This is a genomic window from Actinoplanes sp. NPDC049802 (assembly GCF_040656595.1).
Lineage (GTDB): Bacteria > Actinomycetota > Actinomycetes > Mycobacteriales > Micromonosporaceae > Actinoplanes.
This window is the reverse complement of record NZ_JBFAMR010000041.1, coordinates 25289-42295: the sequence shown is the minus strand read 5'-3', so window position 1 is coordinate 42295 and position 17007 is coordinate 25289. Positions and strand designations below refer to the sequence as shown.

The 17007-nt window shown below is 73.6% G+C and carries 14 protein-coding genes; 4 read left to right on the top strand and 10 right to left on the bottom strand.

Annotated features, from left to right (window positions below; genetic code table 11):
* The first annotated feature begins 51 nt into the window (after positions 1 to 51).
* Complete coding sequence (locus tag AB0I88_RS25795; RefSeq protein ID WP_361029545.1) at positions 52 to 3384, top strand: BTAD domain-containing putative transcriptional regulator; 3333 nt, start codon at positions 52 to 54, stop codon at positions 3382 to 3384.
* On the opposite strand, the gene AB0I88_RS25790 is transcribed toward AB0I88_RS25795, so the two are convergent.
* Positions 3363 to 4046: a hypothetical protein gene (locus AB0I88_RS25790; protein WP_361029542.1), complete on the bottom strand. Its 684-nt coding sequence runs from the start codon at positions 4044 to 4046 to the stop codon at positions 3363 to 3365. The genes AB0I88_RS25795 and AB0I88_RS25790 overlap by 22 nt on opposite strands.
* 94 nt (positions 4047 to 4140) lie before the next feature.
* Here AB0I88_RS25790 and AB0I88_RS25785 point away from each other — a divergent pair, with 94 nt between their 5' ends.
* Complete coding sequence (locus AB0I88_RS25785; RefSeq protein WP_361029539.1) at positions 4141 to 5787, top strand: GMC family oxidoreductase; 1647 nt, start codon at positions 4141 to 4143, stop codon at positions 5785 to 5787.
* Between the two features lie 64 nt (positions 5788 to 5851).
* The gene (locus AB0I88_RS25780; protein WP_361029536.1) at positions 5852 to 6571 is read left to right on the top strand and encodes an SDR family oxidoreductase; all 720 of its coding nucleotides are present in this window, start codon (positions 5852 to 5854) and stop codon (positions 6569 to 6571) included.
* 1096 nt (positions 6572 to 7667) lie between these two features.
* Here AB0I88_RS25780 and dgt read toward each other — a convergent pair.
* Together dgt and AB0I88_RS25770 are read right to left on the bottom strand one after the other, a co-directional pair.
* Positions 7668 to 9134, bottom strand: coding sequence for a dGTP triphosphohydrolase (gene dgt, locus AB0I88_RS25775; RefSeq protein WP_361029533.1), 1467 nt, complete (start codon positions 9132 to 9134; stop codon positions 7668 to 7670).
* Positions 9135 to 9144: 10 nt separating this feature from the next.
* Complete coding sequence (locus tag AB0I88_RS25770; protein ID WP_361029530.1) at positions 9145 to 9726, bottom strand: hypothetical protein; 582 nt, start codon at positions 9724 to 9726, stop codon at positions 9145 to 9147.
* 89 nt (positions 9727 to 9815) lie between these two features.
* Here AB0I88_RS25770 and AB0I88_RS25765 point away from each other — a divergent pair, with 89 nt between their 5' ends.
* A complete protein-coding gene (locus tag AB0I88_RS25765; protein WP_361029527.1) occupies positions 9816 to 10919 on the top strand; it encodes an MBL fold metallo-hydrolase in 1104 nt (367 codons plus the stop codon).
* Here the strand turns inward: AB0I88_RS25765 and AB0I88_RS25760 are convergent.
* From AB0I88_RS25760 to AB0I88_RS25730, 7 genes are all read right to left on the bottom strand, one after another.
* Positions 10916 to 11437: an aminoglycoside nucleotidyltransferase gene (locus AB0I88_RS25760; RefSeq protein ID WP_361029524.1), complete on the bottom strand. Its 522-nt coding sequence runs from the start codon at positions 11435 to 11437 to the stop codon at positions 10916 to 10918. The genes AB0I88_RS25765 and AB0I88_RS25760 overlap by 4 nt on opposite strands.
* Before the next feature lie 25 nt (positions 11438 to 11462).
* Positions 11463 to 12398, bottom strand: coding sequence for a diacylglycerol kinase family protein (locus AB0I88_RS25755; protein ID WP_361029521.1), 936 nt, complete (start codon positions 12396 to 12398; stop codon positions 11463 to 11465).
* Between the two features lie 34 nt (positions 12399 to 12432).
* Positions 12433 to 12636, bottom strand: coding sequence for a hypothetical protein (locus AB0I88_RS25750; protein WP_361029518.1), 204 nt, complete (start codon positions 12634 to 12636; stop codon positions 12433 to 12435).
* Positions 12637 to 12662: 26 nt separating this feature from the next.
* Positions 12663 to 13229, bottom strand: a complete 567-nt coding sequence (locus AB0I88_RS25745; RefSeq protein ID WP_361029515.1) for a GAF domain-containing protein — start codon at positions 13227 to 13229, stop codon at positions 12663 to 12665.
* A gap of 45 nt (positions 13230 to 13274) precedes the next feature.
* Positions 13275 to 14558, bottom strand: a complete 1284-nt coding sequence (locus AB0I88_RS25740) for a hemolysin family protein (RefSeq protein WP_361029512.1) — start codon at positions 14556 to 14558, stop codon at positions 13275 to 13277.
* A gap of 58 nt (positions 14559 to 14616) precedes the next feature.
* Positions 14617 to 15519, bottom strand: a complete 903-nt coding sequence (locus AB0I88_RS25735; protein WP_361029509.1) for a DNA-3-methyladenine glycosylase 2 family protein — start codon at positions 15517 to 15519, stop codon at positions 14617 to 14619.
* Between the two features lie 292 nt (positions 15520 to 15811).
* Complete coding sequence (locus tag AB0I88_RS25730; RefSeq protein ID WP_361029506.1) at positions 15812 to 16948, bottom strand: Pecanex-like protein 1; 1137 nt, start codon at positions 16946 to 16948, stop codon at positions 15812 to 15814.
* Positions 16949 to 17007: the final 59 nt, after the last annotated feature.

Sequence of the window (17007 nt, the reverse complement as noted above, 5' to 3'; positions counted from 1 at the left end):
GCTGCGTCAACGGTCGCTTGACAGGTCAGCGCCGGAGGATACCGTCGTGGCGTGCCCCAGGTCGCCGTCGCCGTGCTCGGCCCCACCACGGCCACCCTCGACGGCGCGCCGGCCGACATCGGCGGGCCCCGCCAGCGGGCCGTGCTCGCCCGGCTCGCCGCCGCCGGCGGCGACGTCGTCTCCACCGACCGGCTCATCCACGACCTGCGCGGCGACGGCGACCCGGCCAAGGCGCTGGCCGTGCTCCAGGTGCACGTCTCCCACCTGCGGCGGGCCCTGGAGCCCGGCCGGGCACGCCGGGCGCCGGCCCGCACCCTGATCAGCCGCCCACCCGGGTACGCGCTGAGCCTGCCCGTCACGGCAGTCGACGCCTGGCACTTCGACGACCTGGTGCGCCGCGCCGCCACCGTCCCGCCCGCCGAACGGCTCACCCTGCTCGGGGCGGCGCTGTCCGGGTGGCGCGGGACCGCGTACGCCGAGGTGGCCGACGAACCGTGGGCCGTCCCCGAAGTCGCCCGGCTCACCGAACTGCGACTGTCCGCCGTGGAGTCGCGAGCCGAGACCGAGCTGGCCCTGGGCCGCACCGGCGCCGCCATCGCCGACCTGGAACGCCACCTGCGCCACCACCCCGGCCGGGAGGAGGCGGTCCGGCTTCTGGCGCTGGCGCTCTACCGGGCCGGGCGACAGGGTGACGCGCTCGGGGTGCTGCGGCGGGCCCGCGCCCATCTGGCCGAGGAGCTGGGCGTGGATCCGGGGCCGGCGTTGCGGGCGCTGGAGGCTGACGTGCTGGCCCAGGCGGAGCATCTGAGCGCGCCGGTCTTTCCCGGCCTCACCGCGGCGGCCGGGGAACGCCCGGCTCTCGTAGCCGGAGAACGGCCACATCTCGTAGCCGGAGAACGCCCGGCTCTCGTAGCCGGAGAACGGCCGGGGGAACGCCCGGCTCTCGCGGCCGGAGAACGGCCCGTCGTCGTGGCCGTCGGGCGGGAGCCCGAACTGGCCGCGATCGCCTCCGCCGCCGAAGAGGCCGAACGCTCCGGCGCCCGGATCGTCTGGATCGGCGGTGAGGCCGGTCTCGGCAAGTCCACGCTGGCCGAGGCGGCCGCGAGCAACCTGGCCGGGCACGGCTGGCGGGTGGCCCACGGCCGCTGCCCCGAGGTCGAGGGCGCCCCACCCGGCTGGCCCTGGTCGGAGACGCTGACCTCGCTCGGCGCCGCCGACCCGCTCACCGGACCGGAGTGGCCCAGCCCGTTCCGGCTGGGACAGGCGGTGGCCGCCACTCTCGGCGCGGGCGGGCCGACCGTCGTGGTGCTCGACGACCTGCACCGCGCCGACGATCTCACCCTGCAGGTGCTGCGCCAGGCCGTCGACCGGCTCGCGGCCCGTCCCGTGCTGGCGCTGGCCACCTACCGGACCGCCGAGGTCGGCGACGAGCTCGGCGCCACCATCGGGGCACTGCTCGCCCGGACGGCCGGGCATCTGCTGCCCGGCGGCCTGGACGCCGCCGCCGTCGCCGGGCTGGCCGCCGAACACGGGCTGCGCTCCGCCGACCCGGCCCTGATCAGCCGGCTCACCGAGCGCACCGGCGGCAACCCGCTCTTCGTCCGGGAGCTGGCCCGGCTGATCGTCGCCGTGGGACCGTCCGCCGCGGACACCGCCGTGCCGGCCGGGGTCCGGGAGGTACTGCGCCGACGGGTGGCCCGGCTGCCGGACGGCGCCACGACCGCGCTGCGCCAGGCCGCCGTACTGGGCCGGGACGTGGACGTCGAGATGCTCGCCGAGATGGCCGGGCGGGACGCCGACGACCTGCTGGACGCGCTGGAGACCGCGATCCTGGCCGGGCTGCTCGACGAGCCGGCGCCCGGGCTGGTCCGCTTCGCCCACGCGCTGGTCCGGGACACCCTGTACGAGGACACGCCGCTGCTGCGCCGGGCCCGTCTGCACGGTTCGGCCCTGGACGTGCTGGAACGCCGGGGCGCCGACGCCGCCACCCTGGCCCGGCACGCCGTCGCGTCGGCGGGGGCGCACAGCGCGTACCGGGCCGTGCCGTACGTGATCGACGCTGCCCGGGAGGCCGAGCGAGCCGGCGCCTGGGGCGAGGCGGCCCGCCACCGGAACGCGGCGCTGCGACTGCACGAGCTGGCCGGACGGCGTACCGGCGCGGTGTCCTCCGGTGGTCCGGGGGAACTGCTGGACGTGCTGGTCCCGGCGGTGACCGCGCTGGCCCGGGCCGGGGACGCGGCCGGGGCGCGGACGGCGTACCTGCGGGCGGTCGCGGTGGCCGGGCCGCTCGGGCGGGCGGTCGAACCGTTGACCGCCTGGGACGCGCCGCTGATCTGGACCGTCCGGGAGGGGCCACCCGACCCGGACGTGCTCGCCGCCCTCGACGCCGAGACGAACCGGCCGGAGATCTCGGCCGCCACCCGGGCACGGCTGCTGATCGCCCGGTTCCGGGAACTCGAGGGCGCCGACGACGCGGCCGCCATCCGGATCAGCGGCGAGGCGCTGGCGCACGCCCGGGAGGCGGGCGAGCCACGGTTGCTGTGCGCGGCGCTCAACGTGCGGGCGTACGCCACGCTCGGCCCCGATCTACGTGACGAGCGACGGGCCGCGGCCACCGAGTACCTGCGGGTGGCCGTCGCCGCGGGCGAGCTGGACCACGAGGCGGTCGCCCACTGGCTGCTGTTCCTGGAGACGGCGGCCCGGACCGAACTCGACGGGGCGCTGGACGAGATGCGGCTCGCCCTGGCCCGTTCCGACACCGGGCGGCTCGGCGTGCTGCTGACCGTGCTGTCGATCTTCTCGGGGCTGCTGGACCTGATCGCCGGCCGGGTGGACGAGGCGGTGGCCCGCTACGAGGAGGTGGCCCGGCTGCTGACCGAGCACGGTGCGGTCAACGGCGCGCTGATGGCGATGGTCGGCCGGATCGGGGCCGGGGTGGCCCGCGGCGACCTGTCCCCGGTGCGGCCGGAGCTGGAGGCGGTGCAGGCCGCCTTCCCGGGCGAGGTCACCGAGCCGCTGGTGCTGGCCCTGCTGGACGACGGCCGGGAGGAGCAGGCGCGGCGGGAGTGGGCGACCCGGCGCCCGGTGTCCCGCGGCTACTACTGGCTCGGCTGGACGGCGCTGCGGGCCCGGGCCGCCGCCCGGCTCGGCGACCTCTCCGCGTGCGCGGAGGCGTACGCGGAACTGCTGCCCTTCGCGGGCCGCCTGGCCGGCCCCGACTCCGGCACCCTCTACGCCGGGCCGGTGGACGAGGCCCTCGCCATGGTCGCCGAGACGCTGGGCGAGCCGGAGGCGGCCGCCCGGCACCGGGCCGCCGCCGGGGAGCTGCTCGCCCGGGCGCGCGCCTCGCGGGCCGTCGCCGGTCAGGCGCTGGCGCCTTCCTGAAGGCGCCAGGCGGGCGCCGTGCCGGCCGGGCGCAGCGACCGGATCATCACCACGCCGATCATGGCGACGGCCAGGCCGCGCGGCAGTTCGATCAGCAGCCCGGTGACCAGCGGCAGCATCGGGATCGCGGGCAGCACCACGAGGAGGAACACCGCTCCGGCGATCAGCACGGCGCCGGTCCAGCGGGGCACCACGCCGGAGCGGAACAGGCCGATCCCGAGCAGGATCATGCTGAGCATGAAGAGCAGGCCGGCCACCATCTGGATGTTGTTGAACCAGGTGGCCGCGGTGATGGCGCCGGTCTCGTCGATCAGGTGCCGGGCCGACGGGTCGGCGGCGAGCGCCGGGACGACGAAACCCTCGACGGTCAGTCCGCCCTGGACCGCCACCGCGTTGGTGACGAAGTAGAGGGCCAGGCCGGCGAGCCCGATCCGGCCGATGCGCGGCGCCAGATGCACGGCCGCGGCGGGCAGGCCCACCATCAGCAGGATCGCGCCGAGATAGATGGCGAAGTGGGCGTACGGGAAGATCGGCTGGGTCAGGGTGTGCGCGGTGTGCGCCTGACCTTCGTGGATCGGGTGGGCCGCGCCACCGAGGACGCTGAGCACGGCGCAGGCGATGAGGGCGGCCGCGGAGAGCCGGTACACGGAATTCTTGGACATGCCTGGCAGCGTGCGGCCGTCCACCTGCGGGGGACTTAACGCCGGCTGAAAGCGGCTATTGAGAGTTACCGGCGAGTAATGCTTAGGTGACACGATGACGCACTACGACATCGTGATCGTCGGCAGCGGCTTCGGTGGCAGCGTCAGCGCCCTGCGGCTGGCAGAGAAGGGCTACCGGGTCGGCGTGCTCGAAGCCGGCCGCCGGTTCACCCCGGACACCCTGCCCAAGACCTCCTGGGACCTGCGCAACTTCCTCTGGGCGCCCAAGCTCGGGCTGCGCGGCATGCAGCGGATCACCCTGCTCAAGGACATCATGGTGCTGTCCGCGGCCGGGGTCGGCGGAGGCTCCCTGGTCTACGCCAACACCCTCTACCGGCCGCCGGCGCCGTTCTTCGCCGACCCGCACTGGTCCGGGATCACCGACTGGGCCGGCGAACTGGACCCGTTCTACGACCAGGCGTCCCGGATGCTGGGCGTCACCGAACAGCCCAGCATGACCGCCTCGGACGTGGTGATCCAGCAGGTGGCCGAGGACATGGGCGTCGGGCACACGTTCCGGCGCACCCCGGTCGGCGTGTTCTTCGGCGAACCGGGCAAGACCGTGCCGGACCCGTACTTCGGTGGCGCCGGGCCGGACCGCACCGGCTGCGTCGAGTGCGGCAACTGCATGATCGGCTGCGCCGTGGGCGCCAAGAACCGGCTCGACGTCAACTACCTCTACCTGGCCGAACGCGCCGGGGCGGTGGTACACCCGGACACCGAGGTCACCGCGCTGCGACCGGACGGCGACGGCTGGCGGGTGGAGACCCGGGCCGGCACGTTCACGGCCGGCCAGGTGATCCTCGCGGCCGGGGCGCTCGGCACCCAGCGCCTGCTGCACGCCATGAAGGACTCCGGTGTGCTGCCCCGGCTCTCCGGCCGGCTCGGCCGGCTCACCCGCACCAACTCCGAGGCCCTGCTCGGCGCGGCCACCAAGGAGGTGCCGGAACGGCCGTTCTCCGAGGGCATCGCGATCACCTCGTCGTTCCACCCGGACGCCGACACCCACATCGAGCCGGTCCGGTACGGTCCGCGCAGCAACGCCATGGGCCTGCTGTCGACGATCCTGGTCGACGGCGGCGGCCGGGTGCCGCGCCCGGTCCGGTTCCTGTGGCAGGCCCTGCGCCACCCGGTCGTCTTCGGGCACTCCCTGTCGGTGCGCCGGTGGAGCGAGCGCACCATCATCGCCCTGGTCATGCAGACCCTCGACAACTCGCTGACGGTCCGGCGCACCCGGTTCGGCCGGCTCACCACCAGCCTGGGACACGGCAAGGCCAACCCGGTGTGGATCCCGGTCGGCCACGAGGCGGTGCGGCGGATCGCCGACCGGATCGGCGGCCACCCCGGCGGCACCGTCGGCGACATCGTCAACATCCCCCTCACCGCGCACATTCTCGGTGGCGCCACCATCGGCGAGTCGCCCGAGACCGGGGTGGTCGACGCGTACCACCGGGTCTTCGGGCATCCCGGCCTGCACGTGATCGACGGCTCGACGGTGCCAGCCAACCTGGGCGTGAACCCGTCGCTGACGATCACCGCGCTGGCCGAGCGGGCCACCGCCCTCTGGCCCAACAAGGGCGAACCCGACCAGCGCCCGGCCCTCGGCGACACCTACCGCCGCGTCGATCCGATCCCGCCGCTCTCCCCCGCGGTCCCGGCGCACGCCCCCGCGGCGCTGCGGCTGATCCCCCGCACCCGATGATCCACCCGGTCCCGCGCGAATTCCGTCAAGACCAGCCGGCCGGCGCCGCGTAACGTGCGCAGGCATGAAGCCTCTCACCGGAAAGACAGCACTCGTCACCGGCGGCTCACGCGGCATCGGGCGGGCGGTGGCCCGCTGGCTGGCCGCCGACGGCGCCCGGGTGGTGTTCACCTACCACGAGTCGAAGGACGCCGCCGACGCCCTCGCCGCCGAGATCGGCGCGCAGGCGGTCCGCTGCGACCAGGCCGACCTCGCCACCCTCCCGGCCGTGGTCGAACCGGTCCGCGACGGCCTGGACATCCTGGTCAACAACGCCGCGGTCACCCATCGCGGCACGATCGCCGACCTCACCCCGGCCGACTTCGACCGCATCCTGACGATCAACACGAGGTTCCCGCTGTTCCTCCTCCAGGCCGCGATCCCTCTGCTCCGCGACGGTGGCCGGGTCGTCAACATCTCCACCCTCAACACCGCCGTCCCGGCGCCCGGCCTGGCCCTCTACTGCGCGAGCAAGGCCGCCCTGGAACAGATCACCGCGGTAGCCGCCCGCGAACTCGGCCCCCGCGCCATCACGGTCAACACCGTCTCCCCCGGCGCCACCGAAACCGACATGCTCCAGTCGGCCAACACCCCCGAGTCGCTGGCCCAGACGGCGGCCTTCACCGCACTCCAGCGCCTCGGCCAACCCAGCGACATAGCCGCGGTGGTCGCCTTCCTCAGCGGCCCCGACGCCGCCTGGCTGACCGGCCAGAACCTCCGCGCCACCGGCGGCCTGCTGATCTGACCCTCCCGGCCAGACCGCCACTTCCGCTCCCCGGCGGCACGAAACCCAGAACCTCCCCTGCCCGGTACGCGGTGGACCGCCCCCACCGAATCCGCCCGTCCCGCCCGCTCACCCGAGCCTGATCGGGCGGCTGGCGCCGCACGTGCCACCGGGTCCGGCTGACCCCAGAGCTGACCCTGCGGGTCTATTCGCAGGTCAGCCGGTCCGGTGCCGCCGCGGATGACGTGCCCGCCGAACCCGCGGGCGTTGCGCGGACCGGACCGGACCGGTCGGGCTCGGGGGAGGCGAGCCGGTTGGCGTGGACGTCGGTTGATGCGGTGTCGCCCGGAGGTCCCGGGGCCGGCGTCCGCAGCCACGTGTGCGGTGAGAATGCGACACCCGGTGCGGGTGTGACGACACCCGTTGCGGGTGTCGGGTTTCCCGGACGCATACGACTCTGCCGGCGAACTCACCGATCGGGGACCGGCTTCGTGGCCGTCACGCCACTGACCTCGGCGACCATCGTGGATGACGCGCCCCGGCCGGACCGTTTCGTCGATTCACCAGCAGCGTCAGCGCTCTGACCCCTGACGGCCGAATCGCTCGCCCCGCCCTCGCCGGCCGGGCGGGCGCGCACAGCGCACCGACTGTGCGCCCGGACCACCGCGACGACACGCGTGAGCGACCCCGCAGAGCCCACCGTGCGCGCCGGCCGGCACCTACCGGCTGCGGGAAGGCGCGGAGAACAATCGGCCAGCGGGCCAGCTGGACCCGGTGGCCCGTGCGGCGCTCGGGGCCAGCCACTGTCTCCCGGCCGGCCCCGGAGGTTGTCCCGGACTCCGTCAGGCAGCCCTGGGGCTCAGCTGGCCCCGGTGGCCCGTGCGGCGCAGGCCGCCGGGCCGGATCGCGCGGCTGGACCCGGTGGCCCGTGCGGCGCCAGCCGCCCGGGCCGGATCGTGCGGCTGGCCCCGGTGGCCCGTGCGGCGCCAGCCGCCCGGGCCGGATCGTGCGGCGCCAGCCGCCCGATCAGGCTCGCGTGAGCCGGCGGGACGGGCGGATTTCGGCGGGAGCGGTCCACCGCGTACCGGAGAAAGGTTGTGGGATCGGGATCCTGCGGTCACAGGACCGGAGCGTCCGTCCAGAGCTGGCGGGAGCGGCCGGAGAGGGCTTCGAGAAGGCCGACGGCCTGGCTGTCGGTGAGGCCGGCGACGAAGTCGATGACGGCGCGTCCGCGGGCCCGGGCGATGCGGTCGGGGGTGCCGGGCGGGAGTTCGGCTTCGGCGAGTTCGACCAGGTCGCGAAGCCGGGGTGGCAGGCGCTGTTCCTCGTCGGGGTCGGTGAGCCACGCCAGCAGGGCCTCCACCAGGGAGGACAGCAGGCGGCCCTGGCCGCGCTGGTGAAGGGCGAGGTCGGGACGTTCGAGGACGAAGCGGTTCTGGACGAATTTGAGTATCTGCACCTCGTGCCACTGGGCGCGGGCGAGCTGGACGTGGCCGCTGCGGACGGCCGGCTGGGCGATCATCTCGACCGAGTCGACGAGGCGGCGGGTCCAGTTCGCGGAGAAGGAGGCGACCCTGGCCTCGGCTTCCAGGGAGCCGTCGAACGGGCGGGCCAGGAGGCCGTCGACCAGTTCGGCGCGGACCAGCTCGACGGCGCCGGCGAAGGCCTCGTCGTCGGCGATCCAGCCGTCCTTGCGGTGCAGTCGGCGGCGCAGCGACTCGATGGCGCCGCCGGCCCGGTTCAGGTCGGTCTTCGGGCCCCAGCGCTGCCAGGCCATCAGCTCGGTGGCGACCAGGCCCTGCTGGAGGACGCCGAGGCGGTGCACGTCCTCCAGGTCGTGGATGGCGTAGGCGATGTCGTCGGCGGTGTCCATGACCGAGGCCTCGACGGTCTGCTGCCAGTCGGCGACCCGCCCGGCGAACGGGGCCCGGGCCGCCCGCGCGTCGGCGATCTCGGTCGAGTAGGCGCCGAACTTGAGGGAACCGCCGTCCGGGTCGTCGGGTGGTGCGGCGGCGCCCCGTGGCGGCGGGTCCATGAACCGCGGGTGCGGGTCCGGGTGGGTGAGCCGGGTCCACGGGTATTTGAGGATCGCCGCCCGGACCGCGCTGGTCAGGTTGAGCCCGATCGTCGCCTGCCCGCGGATCTCGGTGCTGGTGACGATCCGGTACGACTGGGCGTTGCCCTCGAACCCGTCCGCCAGGCCGAGCCGGTGCCGGGCCAGCCGGTCCAGCACGCGCTCACCGAGGTGGCCGAACGGCGGATGCCCGAGGTCGTGGGCGAGCGCGGCCGCCTCGACGACGTCCGGGTCGCAGCCGCCGAGTTTCTCGGCGAGGTCCGGGGCGGCGGCCCGCAGCCGGTCGGCGATGGCCCGGCCCACCTGCGCCACCTTGAGGCTGTGGGTGAGCCGGTTGTGCACCACCAGTCCCGCCCCGCCGGGGCTGATCACCTGAGTGACCTCGGCGAGACGGGCCAGGAAGGTCGAGCTGACGATCCGGTCCCGGTCCACCCGGAACGGGTTCGACGCCAGGTCACCGGGGGCGACCAGACGATCACCGAAAAGACGCTGGGCACGTGGATCGTCCATGCCCGGAAACTTACCGGGACTGCAGCGCGTCCAATGCGACGGCCATGGCGACGACGAGGCGGCGGTCCATGCCGGGGTCGTGGATGCTGACCCGGTACGTGTCCCGAAGCCCCCACTTGCGCACCACCGAGAAGGCCGGCCGGCCCTGGACGGTGAAGTCGAAGTGGTACGGCAGCCACGACATGGAGTCCACGAACCGCCGCAGGATCGCCACCCACTGGTTGCGTTCCTGACCGGTCGCCTGGCCGTAGCCGGGCTGCTCGACGATCCAGGTGGACCGCAGCAGCGAGGCCGCGAAGTCCTTGCGGAACAGGCCGATGGGCTGCCCGTCCACGTCGGTGACATCGTAGGTCGCGCCGAGGTCGATGACCTGGCGTGCCTTGAAACCGAGCAGCGGGGTCTGCTTGGTGTCGTCGGTGTAGAGGGTCACCTGTTCCTTGAACGCCAGCCGCTTTTGCTGGGCGAAGGCGAGGATCCCGGCTTCCGCGCCGGTGGCCGGGTCGACGGAGTGAACCTCGTACTGGTTGACCATGAGACGGATGCGCTGGCGCACGATCAGGTGCTGCTGCGCTTGGAGGGTGTCGAGCGTCACCGCGGCAGTGTGTCATACCGGTCACTTACTGAGGAGAGGCTGAGTGGCACGGTGGCAGTCGCCAACCGGGGCAGGTCAGACTGGGTGCCATGGCTAAGCGAAGGCGTACCCGTACCGTGATGGCTCTGGCGTTGGGCGCCGCGGCGGTGTGGGCCGCCCGCGACATTCCGGCGCAGCTCGGCGCCCGGGCGCGGGGCGCCCGGCGGACCCGGGTGGAGTCGTCACCACAGTTCTCCGGCGGGAAGTTCCGCAACACGGTGCCGGCCACCGAGGTGACCGCCGCGTCGATGCCGCGGCTGGCCGCGGCGGCGCTGACCGGCCGGGAGGCACGCCGCCCGCATCTGCCGGTCCCGGTGCTCACCCCGCCGCCGGGCGGCGACGCCCACGGCCTGCACATCACGTGGTACGGGCATTCCTCCGCACTGATCGAGATCGAGGGCCGGCGGGTCCTGCTCGACCCGGTGTGGAGCGAGCGCTGTTCCCCGTCCCGGCTGGCCGGCCCGCGCCGCCTGCACGAGCCGCCGGTCCCGCTGCGCGAGCTGCCCCCGATCGACGCGGTGGTGATCTCCCACGACCACTACGACCACCTCGACATGGCGACCGTGCAGACGCTGGTGGACCTTCAGGCCGCCCGTTTCCTGGTGCCGCTCGGCGTGGGCGCGCATCTGGAGCGCTGGGGCGTCCCGGCGACCCGCATCGTGGAGCTGGACTGGAACGAGCGGGCCACGGTGGCCGGGATCGAGTTCACCGCGACGCCGGCCCGGCACTTCTCCGGCCGGGGGCTGACCCGCGACGACACGCTGTGGGCCAGCTGGGTGATCGCGGGCCTGGCGCGGAAGGTGTTCTATTCGGGCGACACCGGCTATTTCCCCGGGTTCGCGGCCATCGGCGCCGAGCACGGCCCGTTCGACGCGACGCTGGTGCAGGTGGGGGCGTACGGCGACGACTGGCCGGACATCCACATGACCCCGGAGGACGGCGTGTCCACCCACGTCGACGTGAACGGCGGGCTGATGATCCCGGTGCACTGGGCCACCTTCAACCTGGCGTTGCACGACTGGGCGGAACCGGCCGACCGGGCCTGGCGGGAGGCCAAGGCCCGGGGCGTGCGGCTGGCTGTGCCGCGGCCGGGCGAGCGGGTGGATGTCGACAACCCGCCGCCGGTCGACGGCTGGTGGCAGCAGATCGTCTAGAAACCGTCCGGGAGTTCGATCCCGAAGCGGGCGCAGAGCAGCGGCACGTCGTGCCGGTCGGCGGCCCGGGGTGGGTAACCGGTGTGCCAGCGCACCGCCCACTCCGGGACCTCGCAGCGGACCGGCTGCCCGCCGATGACGCCCTGCCCGTCGAGCGCCCCGGCCGGGAAGGTCGTCCCGTCGACGGCCGAGCCGTAGTGCAGCCTGCCGTCCGGGAGCCGCTCGTAGAGGTGCAGGTCGACGCGGAGCCGGGCGCCGTCGTGGAGCACGAAGTTCCACGGGCGGTCGCCGGGCCACGGGAAGATGCGGTCGACGCCCCGGCTGGCGAGCGCCCGCAGAAGCCACTCCAGATGCCCGGCGGGCGCCCACAGGTCGAGGTCGGAGTGTTCCCGGGTCTGCTCGCCGAGCAGCGCGTCGACCGCCCAGCCGCCGCCGACGCAGGCGTCGACGCGATGTGCTTCGAGGGCGTCGAGGACGGCGGTGACCTCTTCGGCCGCCGCGAGGTGCCGCCCCGCCATCCGCCCTCCCGCTGTGTCGAGAGGGTCAGGTTGTCGCAGCGGCGCCGTCGGAGGCCATAGGCTTTTCGGCCGGGACGCAGATCCGGACCGCCCCGGGGACCACCTCGGCGGAGATCTTCCTGGTCTTGGCGCGGGCGCCGCCGTCGAGCTCGTACTCCAGCTTCGAGGCGAGTCTGACGTCGACGCGGCGGGCGCGGGTCATCCGGACGAACGGCGAGCGGTCGGAGCGGGTGACCGCCATGGTGCCCAGCGCCCGGGCCCATTCCAGGGCGTTCTGGGCGGTGGCGACGCCGACGTCGAGCCAGCCGTCGTCGGGCGCCGCGTCGTCGAAGGCCTGGATGCCGCCGGTGATGGTGCCCACGTTACCGATCAGGACGCAACTGGCCTCGTCGTCGAACCAGTCCGTGCCGTCGATCTTGATCTTCACGCGCGGAGCCTCGCCGTTGACGTGGCGCAGGCCGGTCCAGACGTACGAGAGTTTGCCGAGCCGGTCCTTGAGGCCACCGTCGGCGTCCTTGATCATGGCGCCGTCGAAGCCGACGCCGGCCATCACGGCGAAGTGCTCGCCGGCGAGCCGGCCCAGGTCGAGCCGCCGGTGGTCGCCGGTGAAGGCGATCTCGACGGCCTTCTCCAGGTCGTCCGGGATGCCGAGGTTGCCGGCCAGCAGGTTTCCGGTGCCGGCCGGCATGATCGCGACCGGGATCTTGCGGCCGCCCTTCTCCCGGGCGAGCACGTCGAGGGTGCGCTGGACCATGCCGTCACCGCCCCAGACGACGAGCAGGTCGGCGCCGTTCCGGACGATCTCACGGACCCGTTTCGGGGCTTTCCGGCTCTTCGGGACCTCGTGCCAGATCAGGTTCTCGACACCGCGGCCGGTCAGCAGGCGGCGTAGCTCGTCAAGCCCACCACCGAGGGTCTTCCGCTGGTGGGCGACGACGGCGATCGTGCGGGGGGTTCGCATGTCGCCGCCGTTACCCGGTCCGCGCGAAAATCAATCAGCGGAATCCGAAGCGGCGCTTCTTCTTCCGGCCGAACAACGCCTGCGCGGTGTCGGCACCCTGCCGGAGCAGGCGCGACACACGGTTGTTGGGACCACGCCGGCGCTCGACCCGGTCGCTGAGCTTGCGGGCCCCGGCGACACCGAGTGGGACGAGAACGGCGGTGAGGACGGCACGGCGAATGAAACTCCAGATCAGCATGCTCCTCTCTTACCCACCGGAGCAGATCAGTTCACCGTTTCCCGCATACGTTGTTCGGCGGCGGCGCTGCGGATCACCATGAGCCGCAGCTCCAGTTCGTCGGCGACGATCGAGGCCAGATGCTCCAGCGCCTTGAGCTGCCGCGGGCCGGCCTCCCGGGGCACGCTGTCGATCACGTTGACGGTGCCGAGCCGGTAACCGTCGTGGGTCCGGATCGGCGCGGCGGCGTAGAACCGCAGGCCCAGCTCGCCGCGGACCAGCGGATGTTCCAGGGTGCGCGGGTCCACCGCGGCGTCGTTGATCACGTAGACGTCGTCCTGCGCGATCACCGAGGCACACAGGCCGGGCTCCTTGCCGACCTCACGGACGCCGTTCAGGCCCTGGCAGGCGGCCAGCCACACACGGTCCTGCTCGACCAGGGACACGGTGGCGATCGGAGTGCCGAAGAGGGCGCCGGCCACGAAGGCGATCCGGTCGTACGCGTCCTCGACGGGCTGGTCCACCAACCGGTATCGGCGTACCGCCGACAGACGGGCCTGCTCCCGCGGATCGACGTTGTCCAGGTACTCGTAGGCGTTCGACGACTCTGTCATGCATCGAAGCCTATTGCCACCGGCCCCGGCACGTCGCACACCACGTCAGTCCGCGTCGACCGGCTCCGCCAGCGCCCGGACCCGGACGCGGGTGATGGCCCGCCCGGTCACCTCGGTCACCTCGGCGGTGAACTCGGGCAGGGTCACCACCTCACCCGGCTCGGTCGGGATGTGCCCGAGCGCGGCCAGCACCATCCCGGCGATCGTGGTGTAGTCGCCCTCCTCCGGCGGGTGGCCGTGGAAGCCGACGTCGGGCAGGTCGTGGATCGGGAACGAGCCGGGCATCAGCAGGGCGCCGTCGGCCTCCCGCACGGTCGAGGCGACGTCCCGGTCGGTCTCGTCGTAGATCTCCCCGACGATCTCCTCGACCAGGTCCTCGATGGTGACGATGCCGTCGATGGCGCCGCGCTCGTCGACGATCAGGGCGAGCGGCTGCCGTTCCGCCCGCAACTGTTTGAGGGCGTCGGTGACCCGCAGCGTCTCGGGCAGGAACAGCGGCGGCCGGGCCACCGCGTCGACCGCACCGGACGCGCCGACCAGATCACGCAGGTGCACCACCCCGATCACGTCGTCCAGCCCGGCCTTGCCGATCACCGGCGCCCGGGAGTGGCCGCCGTCGATCAGGGTGCGCAGCGCCCCGGCGGCCGGCGACCCGCTGGCCAGGGTGAGCACGTCGCGGCGGGGCACCAGGATCTCGCGCAGGATCCGGTCAGCGATCTCGAACGCGCCGGAGATGATGGTCCGCTGCTCGGCGGAGATCTCCTGCTGGGCGGCGACCAGGTCGCGGATCTCCTCCGGGGTGACCTCGTCGCGCTGGGCGTTCGGGTCGACGCCGGCCAGGCTCACCACCCCGTCGGTGGCTTTTCCGAGCAGCCAGACGGCCGGGCGGGAGAAGTTGGACAGCAGGTCGAGCGGGCGGGCCACCAGCAGCGCCCACCCCTCGGCCCGCTGCATGGCGATCCGTTTCGGCGCCAGCTCGCCGAGCACCAGCGTCACGAAGGTGAGCACCACCGTGGTCAGGAAGGTGGCCACCGGCTCGGCCGCGGTGCCGAGGAAGCCGAGCCTCCCGACCAGCGGTTTCGACAGGTAGAGGGCGACCACCGCGGAGGCCAGGAAGCCGGCCAGGGTGATGCCGATCTGGATGGTGGCGAGGAAGCGGTTGGAGTCGCGGGTGAGCCGGGCCAGCACCCGGCCGGGGCGGGACTCCCGTTCGAGGCGCTGCACCTGACCCTCCCGCAGCGAGATGAGCGCCATCTCGCTGCCGGTGAACACGGCGTTGACCAGGATCAGCAGAAGCACCAGGAGGACCGGCCCACCGACGCCACCCATCAACCCGCCCTTCGGGACAAATCACGCATTTCCGACCACGGTAGCGGAGTGGGGCAGATCAGAACCCGGCGAACGACCGCAGCGGCATCCGGGGACCGAACTTCGGGGCCTGGACGCCGCCCATCGCGAGCAGATCACAGACCCGGCCCCGGTGACCCTCGAACGGCGCCAGCAGCTCCAGCATCCGGGCGTCGGTGCCGCGCGGCTCGCCGGCCAGCGCCCAGGCCACCGTGTTCGGGATGTGGAAGTCACCGACGCTCACCGCGTCCGGGTCGCCGTAGGCGTACCGGACCGTCTCGGCGGCGGTCCAGGGACCGATGCCGGGCAGCGCGGTCATCCGGGCGGTCGCCTCGGCCGGGCCGGCGCATCGCTCCAGCCGGTCCGCCACCAGCGCGGCCCGCAGCAGGGCCTGGGTGCGGCGCTGCTCCACGCCGAACGGATGGAACTCCCAGTAGGCGGTGGCCGCCACGACGGCCGGGTCGGGCGGCAGCAGCAGATCCCCCGGGCCCGGCGCCGGCTCACCGAAACGACGGCAGACCGCACGGTACGACCGGTGCGCCTCCTTGCCGGTCACCTTCTGCTCGAGAACGGCGCGCAGCAGTCGCGGGAAGACCTGTCCGGTGGCCGGAAGGCGTACCCCGGAGAAGGTCCTGGCCAGGCGCTCGACGAGCGGATGCCGCGCCGCCAAGGCCGGGAAGCCGCCCAGATCGTCGCGGAGCCCGGCGATCGCGTCAGCGCGGTCGACGGCCCACTCCGCGCCCGGCCCGTGGCCGGTCGCGACCAACTCCCCGGCGGCACGGGCCAGGTGCAACGACGCGGGCCCCTCGGGCGTACGCATCGCGAACCGGAACCCGTCGGTGTCCAGCCGACCGCAGGGATCGTGCTTCGGAACCAGCAACGGCCGCACCGAGGCGCCGAACTGATAGCGCTCCGGTGGGGCCAGCCGTCGGGTCACGGTCATCGCGCCACTATCCCACCCCCGCGCCCGGGCGTGCCCGCACGGAACAGGCCGATGGCCCTGACCGTGCTCCGGGGTCAGGGCCATCGGTGTGGTGACCGGACGCCCGAGTCGGTCCGGTCTCCCTCCGCGGCGCCGAGCCCGGTGGTGGCCGGGCGGTCCTGCCGCGTCTCTCGTCCGGCAGGGGGAAGGACGAGTGCCGGACCGAAGGGGGGCCCGGACCGGGGTGGGAACCCCGGCCCGGTCCGGTACGGCGACGGCGGCAGCGGCGTCCGCGGTCGGTGGTGGTCGCCGGTCAGCGGACCCGGATGCGAACCGAGTCGAAGGCCGGCGTCTGGTTGGCGCGCTCCATCATCGGCGTACGGTGCGAACCGTCACCGGCCCACGAGGAGCACTGGAAGGTGCCCGACTGGGGCAAGCCCGGCACCTGGATGGCGACGGTGTCCGGCTGGGCGCCACCGCGGCTGTCCTCGGTCGCGACGAAGAACGCCGGGACCGGGTCCGGGGCGGGCGCCTGGTTCTGGCTGTCCAGGATCCGGCACGCGGTGTGGAAGTGACCGCGGACCAGGCCGCCCTGCAGCACGCTGGACTCCACGTAGTAACCGCCCTGGCCGGCCGCGAGGAAGCGGTCACGGATCAGGTTGCGGGTGCTGACCTGCAGGGTGAACGGGGCGTTCCGGTTCACCACGCGGGGGGCGCGGGTGATGAGCAGCGTCGGGTTGTTCGCGGCCGCGCCGACCTCACCGAACTCGGTCGAGACACACCGGTTGCCACGCTGGAAGCCGTCGTGCGCCTCCAGGTCCGAGGTCTCACAGCTGTTGGTGAGGATGCCGAGACCGGCGCCGGGCGGAGGAGTGGTCGCGGTGGGAGCGGGGTCCGGCTGCTCCTCGCCCTGGTCACCGCCGTTGCCCTGGTCGCCGCCACCGTTCTGGTCGCCGCCGCCGTTGTTCCCACCGTTGTTCTGGTCGCCGCCGCCGTTGTTCTGCTCCTCCTCGGCGGGCTGGCTGGCCTCGCCCGCGGGCTGGCCGGCCTCGCCCGCGGGCTGGCCGGCCTCGCCGGCGGGGGCGCTGGTGGCCGCGTCGGACGGCGCGGCGCTGGCCTGGCCGCCGTTGTTGCCGCCGTTGTTGCCACGGCCGCCACCGTTGTTGTTGCCACGGTCGCGGCGGGCCAAAGTGGTGGCCTCGCTCTCGGTGGCGACGTTCTCGAACACCCACTCGCGGCAGCGGTTGCGCACCTCCGCGGTCGTCGCCACGTCGCCGGCGCCATCGTCCGCATGCTGCGTGACGTTGCCGTTGTTCGTGGTGTACGTACCCTTCCGGGTCTGGGTCGAGAGCCGTGTGGAGTTCGGCGCCTGCAGGTCGTCACACGCTGCCAGGGCCCGGTCGGTGACCGTGTCCTCGGTGGCCGCGTTGGAGATCTGCGTGACGGTCACAACGCCACCGAACGCTGCCGCCGAGGCTGCGGCGATGGCGATGATGCGGCGCCGACCGC

Bases quoted from the DNA above. Each gene is read 5' to 3' on its own strand.
- AB0I88_RS25735 (WP_361029509.1), bottom strand. From the start codon at position 15,519: ATGACCGTGACCCGACGGCTGGCCCCACCGGAGCGCTATCAGTTCGGC.
- dgt (WP_361029533.1), bottom strand. From the start codon at position 9,134: ATGGACGATCCACGTGCCCAGCGTCTTTTCGGTGATCGTCTGGTCGCC.
- AB0I88_RS25785 (WP_361029539.1), top strand. From the start codon at position 4,141: ATGACGCACTACGACATCGTGATCGTCGGCAGCGGCTTCGGTGGCAGC.
- AB0I88_RS25745 (WP_361029515.1), bottom strand. From the start codon at position 13,229: ATGACAGAGTCGTCGAACGCCTACGAGTACCTGGACAACGTCGATCCG.
- AB0I88_RS25790 (WP_361029542.1), bottom strand. From the start codon at position 4,046: ATGTCCAAGAATTCCGTGTACCGGCTCTCCGCGGCCGCCCTCATCGCC.
- AB0I88_RS25760 (WP_361029524.1), bottom strand. From the start codon at position 11,437: ATGGCGGGGCGGCACCTCGCGGCGGCCGAAGAGGTCACCGCCGTCCTC.
- AB0I88_RS25780 (WP_361029536.1), top strand. From the start codon at position 5,852: ATGAAGCCTCTCACCGGAAAGACAGCACTCGTCACCGGCGGCTCACGC.
- AB0I88_RS25740 (WP_361029512.1), bottom strand. From the start codon at position 14,558: ATGGGTGGCGTCGGTGGGCCGGTCCTCCTGGTGCTTCTGCTGATCCTG.
- AB0I88_RS25750 (WP_361029518.1), bottom strand. From the start codon at position 12,636: ATGCTGATCTGGAGTTTCATTCGCCGTGCCGTCCTCACCGCCGTTCTC.
- AB0I88_RS25755 (WP_361029521.1), bottom strand. From the start codon at position 12,398: ATGCGAACCCCCCGCACGATCGCCGTCGTCGCCCACCAGCGGAAGACC.
- AB0I88_RS25765 (WP_361029527.1), top strand. From the start codon at position 9,816: ATGGCTAAGCGAAGGCGTACCCGTACCGTGATGGCTCTGGCGTTGGGC.